Source organism: Robertmurraya mangrovi (assembly GCF_034427655.1).
Lineage (GTDB): Bacteria > Bacillota > Bacilli > Bacillales > Cytobacillaceae > Robertmurraya_A > Robertmurraya_A mangrovi.
This window is the reverse complement of record NZ_JAXOFX010000018.1, coordinates 21,402-47,255: the sequence shown is the minus strand read 5'-3', so window position 1 is coordinate 47,255 and position 25,854 is coordinate 21,402. Positions and strand designations below refer to the sequence as shown.

19 protein-coding genes are annotated in these 25,854 nt (G+C 34.8%); 17 read left to right on the top strand and 2 right to left on the bottom strand.

Going from position 1 to position 25,854, the window contains the following annotated elements; all coding sequences use genetic code 11:
- The first annotated feature begins 38 nt into the window (after nucleotides 1–38).
- The 13 genes from SM124_RS19820 to SM124_RS19760 all read left to right on the top strand — a co-directional run bounded on the left by SM124_RS19820 (nucleotide 39) and on the right by SM124_RS19760 (nucleotide 17,836).
- Nucleotides 39–1,658, top strand: a complete 1,620-nt coding sequence (locus SM124_RS19820) for a diguanylate cyclase (RefSeq protein ID WP_322448274.1) — start codon at nucleotides 39–41, stop codon at nucleotides 1,656–1,658.
- A 2-nt stretch (nucleotides 1,659–1,660) separates the two neighbouring features.
- Nucleotides 1,661–2,698, top strand: a complete 1,038-nt coding sequence (locus SM124_RS19815) for a HEAT repeat domain-containing protein (RefSeq protein ID WP_322448273.1) — start codon at nucleotides 1,661–1,663, stop codon at nucleotides 2,696–2,698.
- Nucleotides 2,699–2,701: 3 nt separating this feature from the next.
- Entirely contained in the window at nucleotides 2,702–4,114 is a 1,413-nt protein-coding gene (locus tag SM124_RS19810) for a glycosyltransferase family 2 protein (protein ID WP_322448272.1), read from the top strand.
- A complete protein-coding gene (locus SM124_RS19805; protein ID WP_322448271.1) occupies nucleotides 4,111–7,377 on the top strand; it encodes a hypothetical protein in 3,267 nt (1,088 codons plus the stop codon). Before SM124_RS19810 ends, SM124_RS19805 begins: the two co-directional genes overlap by 4 nt.
- The gene (locus SM124_RS19800; protein WP_322448270.1) at nucleotides 7,374–7,736 is read left to right on the top strand and encodes a response regulator transcription factor; all 363 of its coding nucleotides are present in this window, start codon (nucleotides 7,374–7,376) and stop codon (nucleotides 7,734–7,736) included. Before SM124_RS19805 ends, SM124_RS19800 begins: the two co-directional genes overlap by 4 nt.
- A complete protein-coding gene (locus SM124_RS19795; protein WP_322448269.1) occupies nucleotides 7,726–10,593 on the top strand; it encodes an ATP-binding protein in 2,868 nt (955 codons plus the stop codon). The genes SM124_RS19800 and SM124_RS19795 overlap by 11 nt, the downstream gene beginning before the upstream one ends.
- A gap of 106 nt (nucleotides 10,594–10,699) precedes the next feature.
- Nucleotides 10,700–11,017: a nuclear transport factor 2 family protein gene (locus tag SM124_RS19790; RefSeq protein ID WP_322448268.1), complete on the top strand. Its 318-nt coding sequence runs from the start codon at nucleotides 10,700–10,702 to the stop codon at nucleotides 11,015–11,017.
- Between the two features lie 185 nt (nucleotides 11,018–11,202).
- Nucleotides 11,203–11,736, top strand: a complete 534-nt coding sequence (locus tag SM124_RS19785) for a protoglobin domain-containing protein (RefSeq protein WP_322448267.1) — start codon at nucleotides 11,203–11,205, stop codon at nucleotides 11,734–11,736.
- 130 nt (nucleotides 11,737–11,866) lie between these two features.
- The gene (locus tag SM124_RS19780) at nucleotides 11,867–13,183 is read left to right on the top strand and encodes a protoglobin domain-containing protein (protein WP_322448266.1); all 1,317 of its coding nucleotides are present in this window, start codon (nucleotides 11,867–11,869) and stop codon (nucleotides 13,181–13,183) included.
- Between the two features lie 317 nt (nucleotides 13,184–13,500).
- On the top strand, nucleotides 13,501–14,403 hold the full coding sequence (locus tag SM124_RS19775; protein ID WP_322448265.1) for an aldo/keto reductase: 903 nt from the start codon (nucleotides 13,501–13,503) through the stop codon (nucleotides 14,401–14,403).
- A gap of 157 nt (nucleotides 14,404–14,560) precedes the next feature.
- Nucleotides 14,561–15,214: a response regulator transcription factor gene (locus SM124_RS19770; protein ID WP_322448264.1), complete on the top strand. Its 654-nt coding sequence runs from the start codon at nucleotides 14,561–14,563 to the stop codon at nucleotides 15,212–15,214.
- 55 nt (nucleotides 15,215–15,269) lie between these two features.
- A complete protein-coding gene (locus tag SM124_RS19765) occupies nucleotides 15,270–16,805 on the top strand; it encodes a sensor histidine kinase (RefSeq protein WP_322448263.1) in 1,536 nt (511 codons plus the stop codon).
- 158 nt (nucleotides 16,806–16,963) lie between these two features.
- The gene (locus SM124_RS19760) at nucleotides 16,964–17,836 is read left to right on the top strand and encodes a hypothetical protein (protein WP_322448262.1); all 873 of its coding nucleotides are present in this window, start codon (nucleotides 16,964–16,966) and stop codon (nucleotides 17,834–17,836) included.
- 67 nt (nucleotides 17,837–17,903) lie between these two features.
- On the opposite strand, the gene SM124_RS19755 is transcribed toward SM124_RS19760, so the two are convergent.
- Both SM124_RS19755 and SM124_RS19750 read right to left on the bottom strand, forming a co-directional pair.
- Nucleotides 17,904–18,479, bottom strand: coding sequence for a YitT family protein (locus SM124_RS19755; RefSeq protein WP_322448261.1), 576 nt, complete (start codon nucleotides 18,477–18,479; stop codon nucleotides 17,904–17,906).
- A 106-nt stretch (nucleotides 18,480–18,585) separates the two neighbouring features.
- On the bottom strand, nucleotides 18,586–19,887 hold the full coding sequence (locus SM124_RS19750; protein WP_322448260.1) for an NCS2 family permease: 1,302 nt from the start codon (nucleotides 19,885–19,887) through the stop codon (nucleotides 18,586–18,588).
- Between the two features lie 229 nt (nucleotides 19,888–20,116).
- Between SM124_RS19750 and SM124_RS19745 the strand changes: the two genes are divergently transcribed.
- From SM124_RS19745 to SM124_RS19730, 4 genes are all read left to right on the top strand, one after another.
- Nucleotides 20,117–21,772 carry a M20/M25/M40 family metallo-hydrolase gene (locus tag SM124_RS19745; RefSeq protein ID WP_322448259.1) on the top strand — a complete coding sequence of 552 codons (1,656 nt, stop codon included), beginning with the start codon at nucleotides 20,117–20,119 and terminating at the stop codon, nucleotides 21,770–21,772.
- 147 nt (nucleotides 21,773–21,919) lie between these two features.
- The gene (locus SM124_RS19740) at nucleotides 21,920–22,624 is read left to right on the top strand and encodes a response regulator transcription factor (protein WP_322448258.1); all 705 of its coding nucleotides are present in this window, start codon (nucleotides 21,920–21,922) and stop codon (nucleotides 22,622–22,624) included.
- Entirely contained in the window at nucleotides 22,624–24,000 is a 1,377-nt protein-coding gene (locus tag SM124_RS19735; RefSeq protein WP_322448257.1) for a HAMP domain-containing sensor histidine kinase, read from the top strand. The genes SM124_RS19740 and SM124_RS19735 overlap by 1 nt, the downstream gene beginning before the upstream one ends.
- Before the next feature lie 86 nt (nucleotides 24,001–24,086).
- Entirely contained in the window at nucleotides 24,087–25,814 is a 1,728-nt protein-coding gene (locus SM124_RS19730) for a DL-endopeptidase inhibitor IseA family protein (protein WP_322448256.1), read from the top strand.
- Nucleotides 25,815–25,854 lie beyond the last annotated feature (40 nt).

The window sequence follows — 25,854 nt, the reverse complement described above, 5'->3', positions numbered from 1 at the left end:
GGACTATAAATTGTAAATGTCTGTATGATGAGGTGTATATGGTGAACTTAGATAAATATAAATCCATTTTGTTTGAGAAAATTAAAAATCAGCTAACGGAATGGTTTGAAATGAATCCATCTAATGAGGTGGATCAAGAGGAAGTTAATCGATTTTTACATTCTTTGAAGGGGACTTCAGGAACCCTTCAATTAGGTGGATTAGAGCAAATTGCTTCTCAGTTGATGCTAGTAGCTGAAAATCGAGAAGTTAGCTGGAAGGTAGAAGAGCTAAGAGATTTTCTATATGAATTAATTGGGTTAAGTTACGAATATGAGCATTTTCATGAGATAGAAGAGAAGCCTACGATTAACAGAGATGAATCTTTACCTCTTATCCAGGTAATAGATGATGATGTCTCCATGTTAATTTTACTTAAAGATGCTTTGGAAGAACAAGGTTGGATGGTTATTACAAATACAGAGCCAACGAAGGCCACCAAGAATTATTTTGATATGCATCCAGACTGTTTAATTGTTGATATTAATTTACCTACAAAGAGTGGATTTGAACTATTACAAGAACTGCAATCACATAATAGTAAGAAATTTATTCCTACTATAGTGATAAGTATAGAGAACAATCGTAACTCAAGAATAAAGGCCTATCAATTAGGAGCAGATGATTTTATTAAAAAACCGATTGATATAGAGGAATTTATTGTACGAGTGAACCGTCATCTTCGAAGGAAACAATTATTTGATCAATCTGTGTTAATTGATGAGCTAACGCAAGTTTACAATCGAAAGTTCCTTGAAGATTCGTTCAACCGGAGCACGAATGAATTAAAGAGATTAAATACTTATTTTACAATTGCTGTTTTAGACTTAGATTTTTTCAAAAAGGTGAATGATACTTACGGTCATATTGCGGGAGATCGAGTATTAGCATCCTTTGCCCAATTTTTAAATGATAGTACTCGAAGTTCCGATACGGTTTTTAGATATGGTGGGGAAGAATTTATCATCCTTTTTCCTAGGACAAGAGATTATGAGGCAAAGGAGGTACTCACTCGACTCATTGAAAAATTCTCGAAAATTGAATTTAAGGAAAATGGTCAATCGTTCTTTGTTACATTTTCTGCTGGTGTTTTTATGGTGCTTGATGGGAACATCGATTTAAAATCCGCTATTAAAACAGCTGATCAGGCTCTATATATGGCAAAAGAGAATGGTCGGGCAAGGGTTGAGAGTGCAAACTCTTTACAGCATGGAATGAAGAAGAAGGTGTTGAATGTCTCTGTTATAGATGATGATGCCATTATTCGAACTATGTTAATGAAAATATTAAAATCAATGGAATTTGATCATATAGAACTTGATATTGAAGTGTTTGAGGATGGATTAAAATATTTTGAGTCAAAAAGGAACGATAAAAAAGGCCAGCACTTCCTCATTCTTGATGGAGTGATGCCTGTAATGGATGGTATCGAAGTATTACAAAAAGTGAAACAGTCTAAAAATGCGAATCAGTATCATATTTTGATGTTAACTGGCCGAAAAAGTGATCAAGATATTGCAAGTGCCTTAAAATTAGGTGCAGATGATTATGTAACAAAACCGTTTAGCATAACAGAACTTCAAGCTAGAATTAACTTGCTGATTAATAGGATGAAATAAATATGCTCTCAACAGAAATCTTCATACTACTATGTGCAACCATATTTATTTTTGCAGCTTTGCTATCATTACTATTCTATTTAATCATTAGAAAATCCATTGAAATTAAGAACCGAAAAGAGATTGAACATCATAAAGAAGTATTTAGTCCGATTATTTTCAACTATATAATGGAAGGAAACATCTCCCGTTCGTTGAATTCAAAATCTCCCCTTAAGCTTAAAGCAGTCGAGGAGTTATTGAAGAAATTCTTTGAGATTTTAGAGGGAGAACATGAAATAAAAAATTTGGCTACCGTTGCTGAGCTCCACTTAAAGGATTATTACTCCGATAGTTTAAAAAGTAGGCGCTGGAGTGAACGGATGAATGCTTTATATCATATTGAAGATTTTAAAATGCTTAGTCTTGAAGAAGAGGTAGTGAATCTCATTAAAAGAAAGACGACTACTAAGGATGAAATAGTCATTGCACTTAGAACCCTTGCTGCCTTCCAGTACAAAGGTTTATATAACCTGTTAGAAGGTGGCCAGATAAGTCTCTCCGATTATGAATATCGTAACATCCTTATTCGTCTAAACCAGCTTGAGCTAGAGCAATTCTTACTTAGCTTTCACAAAGTCCATGAAACATTACAATGTGCCATTCTTGAAGTTATTAGTATAAGAAAGGAATTGCATTATTTGGGTTTTATCGAATCGATTTGTAAGAATTATAGGGGAGAGGTGCGTTTAAGAGCACTTAAGGCTTTAGCTTCCATTGGTTATGTAAAGGACTATCAAATTTATATTCCTTTTAGTCAATCGGAGAAATGGCAAGAAAGAGTGGTCGTAGCCAAGTTATTTGGTACCCTAAAGGAGTCCTCACTCATTCCTATACTAATTGAGTTGTTACATGATTCAAGCTGGTGGGTCCGTTCTCAAGCGGGTCAATCATTACTGTTATTTCCAAATGGAAAAAAACTACTACAAAATGTCCTACAGACATCAAAGGATCCTTTTGCTAAGGACATGGCTTGGGAATGGATTAATAAAGGAGATTGATGGATGTTTAACCTAATATGGACAGATATTTTTACTATCTTTGCCGCATTTATCGCGATTTATATGGTCATTGTAATTGTTTTTTACTCAACGATTCTCTTTATTTCCATGCTTCAGCTAAGAAAAGAATACCAACTTGACCGGGACCAAGCATACGAAGAATATATGAATGATTTTTATACGAAGCCAGTCTCTATTATTGTTCCTGCTTATAATGAGGAGGCTGGAATTATTCAAAGTGTTCGGTCCCTGCTTAGCATCAACTATCCTACCTTTGAGGTTGTTGTTGTAAATGATGGTTCTAAAGATTCCACTTTACAAAAAATGATTGAAACGTACGACATGGTTGAAATCAAAAAGGTAGTACGTAAACAAGTCGAAACCAAACCGATTAAAGGAATCTATCAATCTAGACTTCTACCAAAACTATTTTTAATTGATAAAGAGAACGGTGGAAAGGCAGATGCATTAAATGTGGGAATGAACTTCTCGCATTATCCATACATTTGCTCACTTGATGGCGACTCTGTGTTAGAAAGGGACGCTTTCTTAAAAGTGATGAAACCAATTATTGATTCTAATGAAGAGGTTATTGCCTCTGGTGGGAGTATTCGAATAGCAAATGGTTGTCATATAGAGAATGGGAATATTATAAAAATTGGGCTTGCAAGAGACCCTCTTGTGGTTATGCAAATTATTGAATATTTGAGAGCATTCTTAATGGGTAGAATTGGTCTAAGTAGACATAATCTACTTTTAATTGTATCTGGAGCGTTTGGTGTGTTCTCTAAGCATTGGGTTGTTCAGGCTGGAGGATATAAAACAGATACAGTTGGGGAAGATATGGAGCTTGTTGTTAGACTTCACCGTGTGATTAAAGAAAAAGGGGTAAATAAAAAAATTGTTTATGTTCCAGACCCAGTCTGCTGGACTGAGGTGCCTGAGGATATAAAATTTTTAAGAAGGCAGAGAAGAAGGTGGCATAGAGGGTTATTTGAAAGCCTTTGGAATCACCGAGGGCTTACCTTTAATCCCAAATACGGAGCTATTGGGATGATCTCTTTTCCATACTTTTGGATTGTTGAGTTCTTTGGACCAATTATAGAGCTGTTTGGGTACCTATATATTATTTTCTCTTTATTTTTTGGAGGAGTATATTTAGAGTTTGCTATCATTATTTTCTTACTTTCTTGCCTATATGGCTCCTTATTTTCTATGGCTTCGGTCCTTCTTGAGGAATGGAGTTTGAGGAAATATCCGCGAGTAATAGATGTGATTAAACTCTTCCTCTACTCAATAACAGAAACACTATGGTACCGCCCTTTAACTGTTTTATGGCGCTGTGAAGGAATCTGGCAAATGATCATTGGTGATAAAAGTTGGGGAGAAATGCAAAGAAAAGGTGTATCTAAATGAAGAATTTACTTACAAAGTCACAGTGGATCGTGTTTACTATTGTGTTTCTAGTCACACTTTTAATCACTAGCCCTTTCTGGTTATGGTTTATTAAGCCTTCAAATCAGTTAGAAGTGTTAATACTAAACAAAACGGTTCCTGACGATACTTATCGAGAACATAAAGGATTAGTCTGGATCCTTAATAATGAAAAGTATGTGAAGGACAATAATCAGAGATATTCATCTAAAGTAGATTATCGTGGTTTTGTTCCAAAAGACGAAAAAGAGTACGAAATTCGTCCATTGCCACAAAATTTAGATAAGTACGATGTAATCTATATTGCAGACCAATATGGTGTGTATGAAGAAGAGTTTTATGGAGATAACGAGTTAGGTGAACGCTCCAATCATTTATATGGCGGTTTAGAAGAAGAAGAAATTAATCAAATCACAGATGAGCTAATTCATAGTAAAGGGAAAACACTAATTGCTGAATTTAACACCTTTGCGAGTCCAACCTCTAACTCAGCTCGGGAAAAAATATCGAATGTGCTAAATGTAGATTGGACGGGTTGGATTGGTAGATATTTTTCGGATTTGAATAGCAAAGAGGTTCCTGTTTGGGTTAAGGAGAACTACATGGCATCTGGTGACAAATGGGAATTCTCGGGTGAAGGATTCGTTTTTGTTAGTAAAGATGATTATGTTGTTGTACTTGAGAAAGAGGACTTAAAGGACAGAGGAGTCAATTTTAAACATACCAAGACAGGTAGTAATCATTTTGATTTAAAAATTGAATCAAAGTATCAGTATTGGTTTGACATTATTGAAGCAAGAAATAGCGATGAAATTTTAGCAACTTATGAGCTACCATTAACGGATAAAGGAAAAAATAAATTAGAAGGCTATGGATTACCTTCTGAATTTCCTGCTGTCACTTTCCATCAAAACTCGAAGTTCGCTTCTTACTATTTTGCCGGAGATTTTGCTGATGAAGGGGAAGTACCTGATATCTATCAAACTAGGGGACTTTCTTTTTGGAAAAAACAATTTTCAGCTAGTAGTTCTTTCTATTGGAGCGCATACGTTCCGATGATGAAATCCATATTATCGAACGGTCTTCACAAGAATGATAGAACATTGCCAAACGCAGTTGTTGAGAAAGATGGAATTCATTTTAACAGTCAAACGAACGATACTTATATTCAAGTACAGCAGGACGGTAAATGGAAGGATCTCCTTGTTAAGGGAGTAAATATGGGGATCGCAAAACCAGGTTACTTCCCTGGAGAAACAGCCATATCAAAGGATGAATACTTTAGATGGTTTAAAGCCATTGGGGACATGAATGCAAATGCGATAAGGGTCTATACATTACATCCACCTGATTTTTACGAAGCTTTTTATGAATATAATCAAATGGCAGAGAAACCATTGTATCTGTTCCACGGAGCTTGGGTCAATGAAGAAAATCTAGTAAAAACTCAGGATGCTTTCTCGAAAGAAGTAACGGCTGACTTTAAGCGAGAATTAAAAGACATGGTGGATATTGTTCATGGTAAGGCTAATATTCCTGCTAGGAGAGGACATGCTTCAGGTGAATACAGCTATGATATTTCTCCTTATGTACTTGGATTTATGATAGGAATTGAGTGGGATCCAGGTGCAGTTTTGCAAACGAATAAAAAGCACAAAAATATAGGACCATACATGGGCAAGTATTTTAGTACAAAAAATGCTTCTCCATTTGAAGCATGGTTAGCTGAGATGATGGATTATACTGCAAGCTATGAAACGGAGCAGTATAAATGGCAGCATACGATGAGTTTTACTAACTGGGTGACAACGGATTTATTAAGACATCCAGCTGAACCGTCTGACACTGAAGATATGGTGGAGGTAAACCCAAACCATATAAAGAAAACAGACAAGTTTAATGGTGGGCTTTTTGCATCCTATCATGTGTATCCGTATTATCCTGATTTCTTAAATTATGAAGAGAAATATGTAAACTATATTGATCAACAAGGTGAGAAAAATAACTATGCTGGTTATTTACATGATTTAATCGTTCCCCATGAAATGCCTGTTATTGTGGCTGAGTTTGGAGTACCTTCTTCAAGAGGGATGACACATGAAAATGTTCATGGAAAGAATCAAGGGTTCCACTCTGAAGAGGAGCAGGGCATAATAAATCGAAAATTATTTGAATCTATTGTTTCTGAAGGATATGGTGGAGGACTCGTTTTTGCATGGCAAGATGAGTGGTTTAAGAGAACATGGAATACGATGGATTATGATAATCCTGATAGACGCCCGTATTGGATGAATGTTCAGACTAATGAACAAAATTTCGGGCTATTAAAATTTGAGCCAGGTGAGTTTGAATCCTCTATAGTCGTAGATGGGAACAAACATGATTGGGAACGGAAAAGGCTAAAACCAATCTATGAGTCTAATAAAAATGATGATATGATTCAAAGGGTATTCGCAACGTCTGATGAGGGATATTTATACGCTAGGGTCGACTATAGCAAGAATATTAACTTACAAGAGGATCAAACTTATCTTCTATTAAATACGATAGATGGTCAAGGTCAGACATCTGTACCAATAAATAATAATCAACAAGTAAAAACAGACTTTGGAATTGACTTCTTAGTGAAACTAGCGGGTGAAGATGATTCGAGAGTTTTGATTGATAGTTATTACGATTCTTTTTACTATCACTATGGGAATATGTTAAAAATGATCCCACGTGAAAAATATGCGAATAAGAAGGATAATGGAGTTTTCCATCCTGTTCGCCTAGCTTTAAATAAGGAAATGGTGATACCGAGCTCAAAAGAAAAGATCCCTTTTGAATCCTACGAAACAGGACAGCTAAAGTTTGGGGATGGAAACATAAAGAGTGAAAATCATGACTCCCTTACCGATATTAGTATTAGCAATGATAAGAAAACAATTGAACTTAGAATCCCATGGTTATTACTAAATGTTAAGGATCCTAGCACGAAGGAAGTAATCGGTGACTTTTGGAAAGATGGACTAGAAGGTAGTGTAAATATGGAAGGAATTCAGATTGCGGTAGTGACATCAAATAATAATTCTATTAGTTCCGTATATCCTCAAAGAGATGGAGATGTCATTCAATCTAGTCAAACTGTTCTTTATACTTGGGATGAGTGGGAACAGCCAACCTATCATGAAAGGCTAAAGGCTTCTTATCATATCATGAAGGATGCATACAAGACTATCAACGTTGAGGAGAGTAAAAAGTGAAAAGAATCTTATTAGCTGAAGATGAAGAAGTATTAAGAATGTTAGTTGTTGATACGTTAGAAGATGAGGATTACAAAGTTGACGAAGCATCTGATGGACAAGAGGCATTAGATTTATTTAAAAACCATGAGTACGATTTATTAATAGTAGATTATATGATGCCAATTCTTACTGGCCTTGAATTAATAGAAAAGATTAGAGAAACCAACCTTGATATTAAAATCATGATGCTTTCAGCAAAAAGTCAGGAATTTGAAATAGAAAAAGTATTAAGTGCAGGGGCAAATTATTTTATGGCCAAGCCATTTAGTCCGTTACAACTACTAGAGAAAATTGAGGAAATATTAGATGAAAATTAATCAATATTTCAAGAAAAGCTTATCAAGGCAATTTATTGCCTTGATAGGTGTCTTTATTTTATTTTTTCTGGTAGGAACAGCCATTATTTATTTAACTCAGCAACAATTGAATAATAAATATTTTGAAGAGCGTGCCGAACTAGTAAAAAAAGAAAGAATACTCGTGGAGATTGACCAGTCACTCAATATTGCTTTATTTGATGCTCGGGGATATGTTGCATTTGGAAGTGAATCGTTAAAGAGTAGTACTTTTGCACAGCATCCTGAGATTCGTAAGCTTTACAAAGACTTAGAAAAAACATCAACAACTGATGAGGATAAGACTTTTTTAAAAGAACTTAGGGAATTTACGGATTATTATTTTATTGAAACCTTTCCAAAAGCAGTTAGATATTTTGAAATGGGTCAAAAAGATAAAGTAACGGAAATCGCTAATAACGGTGCAACTGAAAGAATCAATGAATTTCAGGATTTGTTAACAAAAGAGATTAACAGTATAAATAAACAGCTTGACGGTAAGGTTTTACAATTAACTAATAATCAGTCATTAGTCCAAACTGCCTTTATTTTATTTATCCTATTAATTTTATTTATTTTCTTTGTCATTATCCGGATCATGGTAAAAAACGTGGGGGCGCCTCTCTCAGAGTTTGCTTTTGCAGCTAACGAAATTGCCAAAGGAAATGATGGAATCATTAAGGTGGACTCTAATAGAGACGATGAACTAGGAGCTTTATCAGTTGCCTTTAAAAAGATGATTAATAGTGTTCAGGAAAAGGAACAAGATTTACTTGCTCAAAATGAGGAATTGATTGCTCAGCAAGATGAGCTTCAAGCTCAGCAAACTGAATTAGAAGAAGTATTAGAAGCGATTCAAGAAAATGAGCAAAAGCTTGAACAGAGAAATGAGCTAACGAATACAATATCTAACTCTCTTAATAAGCAAGAAGTCTTAGATAGTATAGTTATTAACATGAGTAGAATTATAGAGGCCGATAAAGGGTTAATTTTAATGTTAAATGAAGACACTTATGCCTCTTTCGGTGTATCTAAACTTGGAGTGAAACAATTTAAAGACAACTTGAAGAGTGGATTAAATGAGAGACTGATAATTTTTAAGAAGCCTTTTACGATCAAAAGAGAAATGGTAGCAGAGGAAAAGGGATTTCATCAGTTAGTAGGGTTTAGCTATGATCTCTATATCCCTGTTCTGTCATCTACCAATGAAGTAAGTGCAATCTTGGTTTTTAGTAGGCTCTCTGGGGCATTCGCTGAGAAATCAATGGATGAATATGAGGCTCTTGCTAAACAAATCGGTATTTCATTAGATAAAATTTCTATGTATGAACAGACTGAAACGGCAAGAGAACTTAATCAGAACATTTTAAATACAATACAAGAGGGCATTCAACTAGTTGATACAGACGGTACCATTCTACAGGTCAACAAACAATTATGTGATATGTTCCAATCTGGTCTTGATTTGGTTGGGCAGCCGTTGAAATACTGGATTCAAGTAGCTACTGAAACAATGGAAGGTGGGGAAGAATTCTTCCATTTTATAAATAGAGCTATTTCAAATGACGCAATATTGGACAAAGAAACCTTTACTTTTAAGAGAAAAACCGAAAATAAAGTTTTTAAAGTTTATTCTGAAGGATTATACGAAGGTGATAAACGGGTAGGTACAGTGGTTGTTTATCGGGATATAACGAAAGAATTTGAAGTTGACCAGATGAAATCAGAGTTTGTTAGTACAGTTAGTCATGAGTTAAGAACGCCATTAGCTAGTATTTTAGGATTTACAGAGCTATTAATCAATCGCCAATTAAAGCCGGATAGACAGCAAAAGTACCTTAGCACGATTTATAATGAAACAAAACGCTTAACGGCATTAATTAATGATTTCTTAGATGTCCAAAGAATGGAGTCAGGAAAGCAAACATATGAAAAGAAGTATGTTGAACTTTCACCTATTATTCATAAGGTTATAGGTAACTTACAAATCAACACAAACGTCCACCATATTACTTTTACTCCCTTAACGGAAAATGACTATATCCTTGGGGACCGGTCAAAAATTGAACAAGTATTTACAAACGTGATTAGTAATGCCATTAAGTATTCACCAAATGGTGGAGATATCCATGTTAAAATGTATGAGAAGGAAGGTCAATTGACGGTAGACGTAGAAGATCATGGTCTTGGGATACCGGAGGAAGCTTTGACTAAAGTATTTTCAAAGTTTTATCGAATCGACAATTCTGATAGAAGGAAAATCGGTGGGACGGGACTAGGATTAGCGATTGTTCAAGAAATTATGAGGTCTCACGAGGGAGAAGTAAATGTTTCCTCTAAATATGGTGAGGGAAGTATTTTCACATTAACGTTTCCAATCGTAGAAGGTAAACGAAAAGAAACTGACACAGAGAAAAGGAATATTCACTCTGGGTACAAAATATTTGTCATTGAAGATGACAAGAGTCTGGGAGAATTAATTACTCAAGAGTTACTTGATAGTGGATTTAAAGTCCAGCATTTCATTAGAGGATTAGAAGCTTTAGAAGTAATGACACGAGAGATACCAGATGCAATCGTTCTAGATATCATGTTAGAGGAAGATAGTATAGACGGTTGGAGTATCATGGATCAACTCAAGAGTGATGAGCAGCTTAAAAATATTCCAATCATCGTTTCAACCGCTTTAGATGAGAAAGAAAAAGGTTTCTCTCTAGGAGCAATTGATTTCTTAGTAAAACCATATAAACCAAGTCAATTATCACGAGCGATTATGCAAACCCTCTTAAACATAGGTAAAGAGGGTCAGATACTTGTTCCGCAAGAGCAAGAGAAATAACGAAAGGATTACGGGTGTATGTTGCATTCGTAATCTTTTTTAAGGTTAATCATTGTAGATACTAGTGAGTAGATAGTTAAAGAAGAGATTGGAAGGTGTTTAAAAGATGAATGTAGTAGAAAGACAGCTGAAGGCTTATAACGAAAAAGATATAGATGCATTTATGGCATGTTACTCTGAAGATGTCCATGTATATGCTTTTCCAAATATCGTTAGAATGTCTTCAAATGAAGAGATGAGAGTGCATTACAAGAAGTTGTTCGATACATACCCAAATATGAATGCTGAGATTGTGAAACGTATCGAACAACATCCTTATGTTATTGATCATGAAAAGATTACCGGGCGAAAGGAAGAACCTTTTCATGCAACAGCGATCTATGAAATAAAGGACGACATCATTACGAAAGTTTGGTTCTTATAATATGAGGAGTAAAAGGCATTAGAAATGTTATTAGACATTTCTGGTGCCTTTTTTTATTAGGGAATTTTTTCAATATTGCTAGGGAGTTCCCCTATATAAATAAAACGTTAAAAAAGAGAAAATGAAATTGACAAAAATGTGAACGATCTCTGTAATATTATACTTTTAATTAGGAGGAACCTGAGATGAATAAACGGATGGTGTTTTCGGAACGTGAAACATGTAACCAAGACGGATGCTATATAGATCCTTCCTTACCAGCTGATATATTAATTCAGTTAATGTTGATACATCTAGATGAACAGGATTTACAATTAATCAACCGTTTAAGCCCCCTAATGAAAGACGATATATTTTACATTGTGGAAGAGTACGTAAATCAATTAGCCATTAGTGATTCAAAGTCTCTACAACATATCAATGAGTTTAAAAACTTTTTAAGAAGTCATATTTATGAACTTTTTTCTGGGAGAATTGATACAGACTTTATTAATAGCAGAAAGAAATTAGCACTCTATCATCAAAAGTTTGGCTTAGAGTTAGCCGGTTATTTTAAATGTATTGCAGAATTATTTAAATACATTTTCGAAAAAGGGAATATTATTAAACTAAACGATACAAATCCTTCTCATCTACCGAGGGCAATTACAAGAATCATAAGCTTTGAATTGATGCTCGTTCATCTTTATATGGAAAAACATAGTTCTTTAGTATCGTGAAAATTTAGCTAAAAGCGTTTTACCGGCTACATGTAATATGGTAAATTTGTTTTATACTATATATAAGTTGAAAATTGCTAAAATTTCATAAAAATTATGGATGGGTAATGACTTCATAGGGGGATTTGATTTGGGAAGAACGACATTTTTAAAGAAAAGAATTAATAAACAGAGTTTACTAGAGCAATCTTTACAATCAGCAGGGGTATTAGGTGTAACAAGTTTATCAAATAATCTAAAAACCCAGCTGAAAATGATTCAACTAGATGAGCTTGATTTAAAAGTAGCTAAGACTTTACAACCTTTTGTACAAAAAAACATAGATACAATAGTGGCTGGTTTTTATAAAAACCTTGAAAATCAGCCCTCACTAATGAATATTATCAGCTCCAATAGTACGGTAGATCGACTGAAGCAAACATTACGTAAGCATCTTATCGAGTTATTTGATGGAAAAATAGACGCTGAGTTCGTAGAAAAGAGAATAAGGATTGCACATGTGCATGTAAGGATAGGACTTGAAACTCAGTGGTATATGTGTGCTTTTCAAGACTTACTTCTGTCGTTGATTTCTATTATTGAGGAAGAGTACAGTTCGAAGGATGACATTCTCTTAGCGATTCGTACAGTTACAAAATTAATTAGTATAGAACAGCAGCTAGTTTTAGAGGCATATGAAAAGGAAAACGAACGTTTAAGAAATGAATTTGAAGAAAAACAAAATTTTGTTAAGACGGGATTAAATGAAACGGTGGAAAGTTTGTCTGTAGCGATGGAACAGACGAACGATTCAATCCAAGAACTTGCAGCTCAGGCTGATCAAATTTCGTCCATCTATAAAGACAATACAGAACTTTCAAAGAATACAAGTTTGAAATCAATAGAAGGCAAAAAGCAACTTGAAAATCAAAATGAACATATGCAAACCATTAATTCAAAAGTAATCGATATTTCAAAAGAGCTAGAACGTTTGCAGTCCATATCACAAGACATCTCCCTAATCGTAGGAATCGTAACAAACATTGCAGAACAGACTAATCTACTCGCACTAAACGCAGCCATAGAAGCGGCTAGAGCAGGGGAGTCAGGAAAAGGATTTTCAGTTGTTGCTAGTGAAGTAAGAAAATTAGCTGAAGAAACAAAGGTTTCTGTTTCTAAAGTAACGGGATTAATCTCAATGAACAATAACCAAATTACTAATGTTACCGAGAAACTTAGTGAGATTAATCATATTGTTGATGAAGGAATCAAAGGCATGGTAGGGGCAAATGAGTACTTTGATATTATTATTAAAGATATGAAAAATAGCCAAGGGAAAAATTCGCTTATGGAAACGGAAATTACAGAAGTATCTCATGCTCTTTCCTCAATTTCATCGGCAACCCATGAAATTTCTGCCTCTATTGATAGCTTAAGAGAAGTTAGTAAAAGTCTAATACAAGAATAATAGAAAGTGCCAGGCACCCAATGTTTCAATAACATTTCAGGTGCCTGGCACTTTTCAATTTTATAGAAAGTATAAGCTATTTGAAGTTAGACAACTGTCTAGCTCCAGCGCCCAGCGACTAGTGGACTTCGCTCCTCTCCCTACGATAAGTCAACAACGAATCGCTATCGCTCTTCGTGTTTCCTTTATCTCAGTCGAGGCGCTCCAGTCCATACGTCGCTAAACGGGGCGCTTGCGCTTTTCTAATAATTTGCAATTAAACGGTGCTTCGGTTAAAGTTATTGCTGATAAAAACTTCTTATACATAGGAGAGTAATATGGACAGAATAAAATTAACAGAAGACTTATCTTTTTCAAAAATTGTACACGGCTTGTGGAGATTGAGTGAATGGAATATGAGTAAGGAGCAGATACTACGCTTCATTGAAGAATGTTTAGAGCTAGGGATAACGACGTTTGATCATGCAGATATTTATGGGAACTATACATGCGAAGAATTATTTGGGGAAGCATTAGCGCTAAAGCCATCCTTAAGAGGACAAATGGAAATTGTCACTAAATGCGGAATCAAGCTATTGTCTGATAAATATCCCGAGCATGAAGTAAAGTATTACGATACTAGTAAGGATCACATAAATAAAAGTGTAGAAAATTCATTAAGAAAGCTACAAACAGACTATATTGATGTATTGCTTATCCATCGTCCTGATGTTTATATGAATCCAGAAGAAGTTGCTGAAACTTTTATTCAACTAAAAGATGAAGGCAAGGTTCGGAATTTTGGTGTTTCAAACTTTACACCTTCTCAGTTTAATATGCTTAGTAGCTATCTTCCATTTCCACTAGTAACGAACCAAGTAGAAATCTCAGTCGGTCATATTGACACTTTCCTTGATGGAACCATTGAACAATGCCTCGAAAAAAGAGTGGCTCCAATGGCATGGTCACCGTTAGCTGGAGGGAATATTTTTAATGGGATTGATGAAAAGTCTACCCGAATTTTAAAGGCTCTAAAAGAAGTTGCCCAAGAAATTGGTGTTACTGAACTAGATCAATTAATGTTTGCCTGGCTGTTAAACCATCCGGCACGAATCATACCAATTGCAGGATCAGGTAAAATAGAACGAATAAAATCAGCAGCTCATGCTGTGAATATCACATTAACACGCCAGCAATGGTTTAAAATATGGATTGCCTCACTAGGAAAAGAGGTAGCATAAAGAAATCGGCCCAAAGAGGTCGATTTTTTTGTAAATAAATTTTAAAAGTGTTGCAAAGTATTAATAATTTCAAATTAAATAGTAACTTTTAAACTAATATATTCTGATATACTAGGGGTAAAATAGTAACATTTACCTAGGATAAAGGGGACGGAATATGATACGTGTAATAATTGCTGATGATCATGCTATTGTTCGTTCGGGAATCACTATGCTAATCAATAGTCAAGGAGATATGAAGGTTATTGCTACAGCAATGGATGGTGAAGAGGTCGTTCAAAAAACAACTGAACTGAAACCTGATGTTGTCGTTATGGATCTAAATATGCCTCCAGGAAAAAATGGGCTATTTGCAACAAAACAACTTAAAGAGCTTTGTCCTGAAGTTCACATTATTGTGTTAACAATGCACGATGACAAAGAATATATATTTCGAGTCTTGCAGGCAGGGGCTTCTGGTTATATCTTAAAAAGTGCTGAGGATATGGATTTAGTAACAGCGATACGAACAGTATTTGGTGGTGAAGCTTATTTATATCCTAAAGCAACAAAATTACTAATTGAAAGCTACTTAGATCAAATTGCATCTGGACTAGTTGAGGACGGAACCGCGTTATTAACTTCTAGAGAGGAAGAAGTTTTGTCTATGCTTGCTAAAGGTTACTCCAATAAGGAAGTCGCTGAGACCTTGTATCTTTCAGTAAAGACAATAGAGGCGCACAAATCTAAAATCATGGAAAAATTAAATTTAAGAACGAGACCAGAATTAGTTAAGTACGCACTAAAACATGGGTTACTTGACTTTGAGTAGACTCTACTCTTTTTTTAGTGAATGAAATCTCATTAAATTTTTGAGGGAGAAGAGAATGTTACTGGAGAGTATTAATAAGCTGAACAAGCTTGAAAAAAACACGGTTATACTAGCCATTACAGCTGTTTTATTATTTTTAATCATTCAAGGATTGAGTCATTCTTATCTAGAAAATACCCATCCTCATTTTTTAATCTTACATACCATTTTAGAGTTTTTTAGCATCTTCGTTTCATTCATTATATTCTTTCAGGGATGGTTAACGTTTAAGCATGCACCCTCTAAGCATAGGCTTTTTGTAAGTATTTTGTTCTTTCAAGTTGGTGCATTTGATTTAGCTCACACCTTATTATATAAAGGAATGCCATTTTTCCAGGATGCTAATACTCTTTCAAAGGCAACTTGGTTTTGGATCATTGCGAGACTAATAGAGAGCATAGGCTTAGCATTTGTATTTTCTCGTAAAAAGGACTCTACTATAAGGAACACAGATAAGAATCTATTGTTTCTAAGTGCTTCTATCATAACAGGAATGATCATAACGGGTGTTGTTAGCATCCCTGAAAAATTACCAGTTCTACTTATTGAGGGCCAAGGGGTAACACCATTTAAGGTTTTGTTAGAATATGTCATTAGTGTGTTTCATCTCATAACTATGGTATTAATTATTAAGAAGTATGTCATTACAAAGAAGGAAGACATGTTAGTGGTTGTTGGTGGACTAGTTTTTCTATTATTAGGGGAGTTAGTTTTCACCTTATATAATAATGTTCATAGCATGATGAATCTCCTTGGACATATCTATAAAGTACTAGGATACTTTTATTTGATGAAAGGAATTTTCTTTCCTCAGTTTGAAGAAATATTTGTAGAAAAAGAACGTGCCCAAACGAAGTGGAAAGAAGCTGAAACTAAGTTAATTGAAAATGAAAAAAAACTATCTACTTTAGTGATTCAGGCACAAGAAGAAGAAAGAAAAAGGGTATCTAGGGAATTACATGACGGTATTGGTCAAGCGTTATACAGTATATTAGTGTCTTTAAAAATGATTCGGAAACGTAAAGAAAGTGAACACCTAAAGGAAGAGCTTCAATTAATTGAGCAAATGACGGGTGAATCCATGGAAGAAGTAAAAAGGATTGCAACCCAATTGCGACCGAGTGCATTAGATGATTTAGGCTTGTTGCCTGCGATGAAATCATTTAAAGATCAGTTTGAACAGACACATCAGATAAAAATAAATTTAAAAGCAGAAAAAGTATCAAAACGGCTGCTGCCTGAAATTGAAACAGCCATTTATCGAATTTATCAAGAATCACTTAATAATATCGCAAAATATGCAAAAGCAACTACAATTGAAGTTGAACTAAGAGTGGAAGATGACAATTTAATTTTGTATGTAGAAGACGATGGAGATGGATTTGATATTAAAGAAGTCTTGAATAAAGAGGGTAAAGGAATAGGCTTATACAGTATGAAAGAGCGTGCTCAATTACTAAGTGGGCAATTCTTCGTTCATTCAGAAATTAACAAAGGGACAATCATAGAAGTTGAAATCCCGATTCAATATGCAGAAGAACCTCAAAATTAATGAGGTTCTTTTCTTTTCTGTCTATTTCGATTAAGCATTTTGATGGCTGTAACGAAAAGGATAGGGGATTTCTCCTCATACGATAGGGAATCCCCCTATATTAGAAAAAAACAAATATAAGTACAATAATGAGTATAGTGGAAGGGGGAGAGACCCACATGGGAATGAACCTTATTGAAGTAGATTTAATTAATAATTACTTAAAAGACGCTGTCTCATTAAACGAGAAAATATTATTGCAAATTCAGTATATATTAGATTATCTAAAAGAAGGTCAAGGTTACGAGGCAGAAAAAATTCGTAGAAGTTGTAAACAGCTCAATCTTGTTAGTGATGTGCTTAAGGATATTATCCATCAAACAAAGGAACAACAGTTGACCTTATCGAAGGTATTCATACCTATTACTGAGATTGACTTTGATTCGATAGAATTAAATGTAAAAGAACATTATAAAAAGCAGATCTCGGAAGAAATTTTCCATACCATTGGTCAAACTCTGTTTAGTTTATATTTAAGTTTATATAAATTACAAGAGCTCCAATTTCGAGATGAAATTAAAAACCAATTAACAAATTTATCAGTAATAGTAGATGAGACAATCAAAAAGGTCAAGGATTCAGCATTTGAAATCTATCCATTAATTTTAGAAGATTTAGGACTAGTAGCAACGGTTAAATCCTATTTAGCTTATCTTAGCCAAAAGAAAATGTTCAATATTCCATACAAAGTGAAAGGAGATATTGAACGATTCCCTATTCAAGTGGAAATTCAGCTTTTTAGGCTAGGTCAGGACTTTTTTCATGAATTAATGGAAAACTCAAAAACTAGTGAATTAAGCATCATTTTTCGGGAGTCAGATGCTGAGATTGACATTACTATCAACGGTGAAGGTAAAACATTCCTATCAAACAGTTCAATAGAAGACAGTAACTGGAGAAAAAGGTTGTCAAAGCTTCGAGCCACTTTTATCGTTCATGAGTCATCCAAACAATATCAATATCAATTCACTTTTTATAAGGCATTTTTCTAAAATGTTTCTGTTGACTTCACTGTATAACTAATAAAAAACAGATACAAGATATTAGATTGTATCTGTTTTACTGTAGTTCAGTTTTTCTAGTAAGTGTGAAAGTTGTCATTAAACCAACAAAAATAATCGTGATAAATGAATACATAAATTTTTCTAAGCCAACTAGTTTTAAACCGCAAAGAATAACGATACCATCAATAATGAAGATGATCATTCCAACATTTAAGGATACAACCTTTGAAAGCAGTTGGGCTAATAAGTCCGTTCCACCTGTGCTGGTTTCATATCTAAGCATTAAACCTATTCCACAGCCAACAAGGAGTCCGCCAATAACAGCACTAGGTAAGATGGTTAGTTCAAATCGATTACTTAAAAAAGACAATAAATCAATGAGGATAGAAGAAACTAAAAGACCTTGCAAGCTATAGAAAAAATACTTTTTCTCATAAAACCAAGCCAGGCAATACAGTGGAATACTAAGAATAATCATGCTAACACCAGTTGGGAGTTCATAGTAGTAATGAATAATAAGCCCAATTCCAATTATTCCTCCATCTAATAGGTGGTGTGGAATAATAAAGCCGTTAATACCTACTGCAATAATAAAGCTTCCAACAATCATAGCAAGTAATTTCTCTAACATAACATCACCCTAACTTGTCTACTGGTATATAAATATGAAATGGACAAGGATTTAGAAGTGATTATGACAAAAAAAGCTGGGTCTCATCAGAGAGCCAGCTTTAACATCAATGTGGTAAAAATGCAATTTGGTAAAAGAACAATACAGCGAATAAGTAAACTAATGGATGCACTTCACGCCATTTTCCTTTTACAATCTTCATAATTGGGTAAGAGATGAATCCTAATGCAATTCCTGTTGCAATACTTGATGTTAACGGCATACTTAAGATAATAAGGAATGCAGGGAATGCTTCATCTAATTCGTCCCATTTAATATGAGAAATACTTCCCATCATTAAACTTCCTACGATAATTAATGCAGGAGCGGTAATAGCTGATATCCCTGATACAGCTCCAACAAGTGGACCGAAAAATGCTGAGATGATAAATAAAATCGAAACCGTTACTGTTGTTAAACCAGTACGACCACCTGCAGCTACACCTGCTGATGATTCAATGTAAGCTGAAGTTGGGCTTGTCCCAACCATTGCTCCGACAGTTTTAGCAATAGAGTCCGCAAGTAACGCTTGACGTGCACGAGGCATTGTTTTACCCTTCATCAGCCCAGCTTGTTGAGCTACCCCGATCATCGTACCTGTTGTATCAAAGATAGTAACTAATAAAAATGAGAATACTACTGCGTATAATCCGTGTTGAATTACATCACCTAGTGCTGTAATTGGATTAACCACCATTAAGCCTTCAGGTAATTTAGGTAAAGAAACAAACCCTTCATCAAAAGATAATTGACCGGTAAAGAATGCGATTGCTCCAGTTGCGATCATTCCAATGAACATGGCTCCATTTACTTTAAGGGTCATTAGTATCAATGTAATTGCCAGACCAATTAATGCTAGAAAAGCAGATGGTGAGTGAAGATCACCAAGACCGACTAAGTTCGTTGGATGTGAAGTAATAATTCCTGTTAATCTTAAACCAATAAAAGCAATAAAAAGTCCAATCCCAGCAGTAATACCATGCTTTAAATTTTCAGGAATGGCTTCAATCAACTTTTTACGAAACGGTGTTAATGAAAGAATAATAAATATAATACCTGAGATAAATACTGCAGCAAATGCAGTCTGATAGGTAATATTTCCGTGAGTTCCTACCACCGAATAAGCAAAGTAAGCATTCAGTCCCATTCCTGGGGCAACAGCGATTGGATAGTTGGCAGCAAGAGCCATCCAAAGTGTTCCAACTACTGCAGCAATAATAGTAGCTGTAAATACTTGTTCAAAAGGAACACCTGCATCTGATAAAATAATAGGGTTAACAATTACAATATAAACCATTGTTAAAAAGGTAGTTATACCAGCTAAGATTTCCGTTTTTACATTTGTTTGATTTTCTTGTAGTTTAAACATCTGATACCTCCAAAAGGCGAACGAATAAAAAGCACAAACTAAATATTATTCGTTTTTTCGACATTTTTCAAGTGTTTTTTCAAGATTTCTACAAAGTTTATAAATAGTAGTTTTATTTTTACAAATTTTAGGGATATATTTTGTGTATTCAACCTATAGTATGTTTCTGGATTTTGTATTTATCAAAGTTTAAACAAAAAAAATTTACATAACAAAATAGGAGAAATATATGTACTCAGAATTACAGCATTTAACAACAGAAAGACAAGTTGAATTTCTAACTCGTAAGCTAATAGAAATAGAAAGCTATAACGGAACAAAAGGAGAAACTCTTAAAGCAAATTGGTTATTTGAGGTGCTTCAATCCTTTCCTTATTTTCAGACTAACCCTGAACAAGTTTGGAAAAAGAACATTGGGGATGAACTTGGTAGAGAGAATGTTTTTGCCTTTATTAAAGGTAAGGAACATACAGCCGAAACGATTATATATTTTGCTCATTTAGATACAGTTGGTACGGAAGATTTTGGTCCCATTCAGTCTATTGCACATAAACCAGATGAGTTGCAAGACTATTTTTCTACTTATGAAGGAGATGAAGAGGTTCAAAAAGATGCCAAATCAGGTGACTGGTTATTTGGTAGAGGTTCTCTAGATATGCAGAGTGGCATTGCCGTACATTTAGTCAATGCACTTTATTTTACGGAGAATTTAGAGGAATTAAAGGGGAATATATTGATTATGTTTAATCCGGATGAAGAAAGCCAACACACTGGCATTCGTTCGGCTTTAAAGGAACTCATTAGGCTAAAAGAACATTTAAATCTAGAATACATAACAGCCATTAACAATGATTTTATCTCACCTCTCTTTGACCATGATGAAATGAAGTACATTTATACAGGAACAGCAGGTAAATTACTTCCGTGCTTTTATATCTTTGGAAGGGAGGCACATGTTGGGGACAGCCTAACAGCTATTGACCCTACACTTATTGGTTCAGAGCTAGTTAGAGAAATCAGCCAAAATTTTAAGTTGGTTGAACAGCTGGATGATGAGCTAGTACTTCCTCCAAGCTGCCTTTACTTAAGGGATGATAAAAAAAGCTATGACGTTCAAACAGCTGTAAGTGCCAAAGTTTATTTTAATTATTTTGTTTACGAAAAATCACCTAAGGCTGTCATGGATGATTTGTTATCTATTTCTAAACACACTTGTCGCTCCATAGAAATTAGACAGGCCGATAATTATGAGAAATTCAGACAGACCAATGACTTACCTGAAAGGGAGTTAGACTTTAAAGTAGATGTAATCTCTCTAGAGGATTATATTGCCTATTTAGAAGGTCTTGGAATTGAAACGAAAAAGATCATGAATGTGGCATTTAATGAAGCGAATAGGGACATCTTAGATGATCGCATGGTTGCATTCCAAATGGTAGAAGCCCTTCAAAATGCTGATCCGGAGAAGAGGCCGAGGGTAATTTTATTCTATGCACCACCATATTTACCAGCTAATTTCCTTCAACTAGAAAAAGAAAGAAACCAGTTACTATATAATGTAATAAAAAAAGAATTAAGCAAGGAGATAGGGGAGCAGTTTAAATTAAGAAGATATTTTCCATACTTATCAGATGGTAGTTTCCTCTCTTTTGATGGTACGGATGAAGATATTCAATCTTTAATAGCAAACTTCCCAGGAATGGAACAGTTATTTCCTTTACCTTTAAAAGATATGACCCTTCTAAGCATCCCGGCCATTAACTTTGGAGTATACGGAAAATCAGGCCATAAATGGACCGAAAGAGTATACAAACCCTATACCTTTGAAGTGCTCCCAAAATTAATCAGAAACGTAACCATGAACATATTAAATAAAATGAATTAAATTAAGCTTAAGCTAAGGACTAAACCTTAGCTTTTTTTGTTATTTATAAACGAAACTAATTACCATTAATTTCCGTCTAATTAATGATAAATGCTGTTTTTTGTACATGGAAAAAATAAAATTAACAGTATAGTGAGGTCTTAATAAATGTCAGCAGGTAAAGTATTAGTAGTTGAAGATGAATTACCTATACGGAAATTAATCAGCTTTAATTTGCAAAGATCAAATTATGAAGTACTTGAAGCTGGAGAAGGGAAAAGTGCCCTTCAACTGGTTAAAAATGAAGAACCTTCCATAGTCATATTAGATTTAATGTTACCAGATATGGATGGCTTTGAAATTTGTTCTAGATTAAGAGAGGACTATCCTAACCTACCTATTATTATATTATCTGCTAGAGGTCAAGATATGGATAAAATTATGGGGCTTGAACTTGGGGCTGATGACTATATCGTTAAGCCTTTTAATCCTTTAGAGCTTGTCGCAAGAGTTCGCACCATATTAAGGAGAACAGCAAACAGCAGCAATTCTAACAAACAGGAGAAAATGAAACTAGGTCCATACATTTTAGAAACGAAAACTCAAAGATTTTATAAATCTGGTAAACTTCTAAAGCTCACAGCAAGAGAATTTCAATTAATAAAACTATTCTTTGAAAAAATAAATGAACCCCTAACGAGAGATGAATTATTGGATGATATATGGGGAGTCGATTATTTTGGAGATCCTAAAACGGTAGATGTCCATATCCGCAGATTAAGAGAAAAAATTGAGGACGATCCATCACATCCAGCCTATTTGAAAACGATATGGGGTTACGGATATTGTTTTGGTGAAACAGGTACGGAATAATGAAAAATGGAATCAAGAAAAGGTTAGTCTGGAGTTATTTATTACTAATAATTTTGACTGTACTAATGTTTGAAAGTATTATTTTGTCTTCGTTGCGCTTGTATTACCTTGGTGGTGTAAAGCAAACTTTAAGAGATCAAGGAACGATGTTTATTTCCTTTTATGAACAAGAGTTATTAAAGGGGGACTTAGATTCAAAGGCTCAGGCATTGCTAAATCGTTATAACTTTTTAGTGAACACCCAAGTTCAAATTATAAATACTGAAGGTCAAATTGTTGCTGATACGTTTGATCAGTTTACAAAAAGTGAAGGGAACTTTGAGGATGTCAATACGGCTCTTACAGGTGAGACAGGATACTGGACAGGAAACCTTAATGGAGAGAGTGTATTAACCGTTGCACAACCAATCATGGTTGATAGTAGTATTATTGGAGTAATCCGATTTACAACATCAATGGTGCAGATAAACACAGTTCTCAAACAAAATGCCATCGCCTTATTGGGGATTGGGGTTATTGTTATTCTTTTAGCTGCATTTATTAGTTATTTTATAGCTAGAACGATTACCAACCCTTTAAGCCGTATCACTTTGGCTGCAGAACAAATGGCTTCAGGTAAATATTATACGAGAATACCAAAAGGAAAAAATGATGAAATTGGAAAACTGGCCGATACTTTAAACTTTATGGCAGAAGAAATTGAAAGACATGAGAAACTTAAGAACGAGTTTATTGCTTCTGTGTCTCATGAATTAAGGACTCCTTTAACTTCGGTAAAAGGATGGGCCATAACACTGGAGTCCATGACAGATGAACCGCTCTTTAAAGAAGGCCTTGAGATTATTTCAACGGAAAGTGATCGTTTGTCTATGTTATTGGGGGATTTGCTTGACTTGTCCAGTTTATCTTCTGGGAAGGTACCATACAAATTTACAGAAGTATCATTACAAAAACTCTTGCAGCAAGTGTCAAACCAGTTAGCGCCAAGAGCAGAAAGACAAGGGTTAAAACTAATTACGGATATTCCTCTTGAACTCATTTCTCTAAAAAAGGGAGATGAAAATCGACTAAAACAAGTATTTATTAACCTACTAGATAACGGTTTGAAATTTACTCCTCAAGGTGGGAGGATTACCTTAAAATTAACACAAGAAAACGACATGGGAATAATAAAAGTAATGGATACAGGAATGGGAATACCTGTGGATGAACTTCAACTCGTAAAAGAAAAATTCCATAAAGGCAAATCGAAAGGCTCTGGAACAGGACTAGGTTTAGCGATTTGCCAGGAGATTGTTCTTGCTCATAAAGGAACATTTGACCTAATGAGCGAGGAAGGAAAAGGAACGTCTGTCATCATTAAATTGCCTTTGTAATAGATTCGTAACCATATGTAACCAAATATTAACGACTTCTTCTTCTTAAAAAAGTAAAGTGAAAGAAGAAGAATGGGGGATTTCGTATGAAGAAAAAGAACAAATATTTAACTGCTATTATTCTAGTTAGTTTTTTGATTTTAAGTGGGTGCAATTTCTTCCCTGAGCCTGTTACTTTAATTCAAGCACCAAAGCAAGCTAAAGCTAGTAGTGACCTTGAAGGGGATATGGTTCAAAAAGTAAAAGCATTTATTCCGCAGGGAACCTATTTATCTGTACCTAATGAGCCGGTAGGAACTGACTTGGTTATTCAAGCAGATTTAGACAATGATGGCTTAAACGAGCTGATTACTTTTTACAAATCAGCATTGAACGCTGATAAGCTTGGGGCGGTTGTATTACAAAAAGAGGGAGCAGGATGGAAAGAAATTCAGCATATAAAAGGGATTGGTTACGAGATTAGTTGGGCTAGTGCTTCCGATATAACAGGGGATGGGGTAGTAGAGTTACTTCTTGGTTGGAAAGTAGGAGTTTCTGCTGGTAATATTTTAGATATTTATAGTTGGGATGATAACGAATTAAAAAAGCTTAGTCAGGTTAACTATCATGAATTAGATTTAATAGAATCAGAAGAAGAATCAGCTGGAAGCTTTAGATTAGCTGTTTGGAAAAGGGAATTAGCTGAGGTTTACCTGGTGGATATTCTGAGATGGAATAAGGGAGAATTCTTATCCGATACAGAATTATATCCCTCTTATTTTTTAAAGGTAGCTAACTTTTATCAAGATAGGGTGACGTCTGTACCGGATGCACCTTACTATTGGTATTATTTAGCGGACGCACTATTAAAAGCTAATAAGCCGGAGGAAGCCATAAAAGCAGTGGAGCAGGGGATGACATTGGATTTGCTCTTTCCTTCAAGAAGCGAGTTCCAAACTCTTCAAGCAACGATTTTAAATAAAATAGATGAACTAAAGGATAAGGATGTTCAATACTATGTCCAGGATGCAGATCTCACTTTGAATATACCGAGAAACATTTATCCATACATTTCTATTGAAGGTGTGGAAGGACAATCGAACGAATACATCCTGAGCGTTTATGTAAATGACCAAAACAAAAAAGGCCTCCTATTTGCGATTGAAATCTACTCTAAACATTTTACCCCTACTTTAGATGATACAACTTTAAGTGTCATTCATGAAACCGAACAGCATCTTTACGGGGTACGAAGGGCAAGCGAACATCCATTTATTGAAAACCGTAGTAGTAAAGGGTATGAAGTATTTAATGAGTCCTTGGCCGTAATGGAAGATATCATTGAAAGTGTCCGTCTAGGATCGTCTTTTACGAAATTTAACAGTCTAGAGGACCAAATTGTGATTAACAGACTAATGAATGCTTATGAAAAATATCTACACATTTCAATGGGTGGAGCGAGTAATGAGTCTGGGGAAATAGAAAACTTTCCTTATAAGGATACGGATTACCGTTATTTAGGGGAAGATATAAACACTCTAGAGAAGTTTACAAATTATTTATCTAGTGACTACACGAAAGATGCTATTCAATCCTTTATGGATAGTGCCCGCATTATTGAACATAATGGAAGGATGGCACAGCCTAACGCGGATGGGGGCTCTATGCTAGCAAGGAAGAATGCAAAAGTCATACAAGTGAGGGATTTTGGAACTGAAATACAATTTGATTTAAGAGTTCCGATTTCAGATACTTTTACTTATGAAGTAAAACAAATGGTCTTCAAAAAGACGATAGATGGTTGGAGAATCGCTTCGGCTCCAAGTACTTTTTAGAAGTTTAATATTTAATGTTGTTTTCAAAAAGAATGCAACA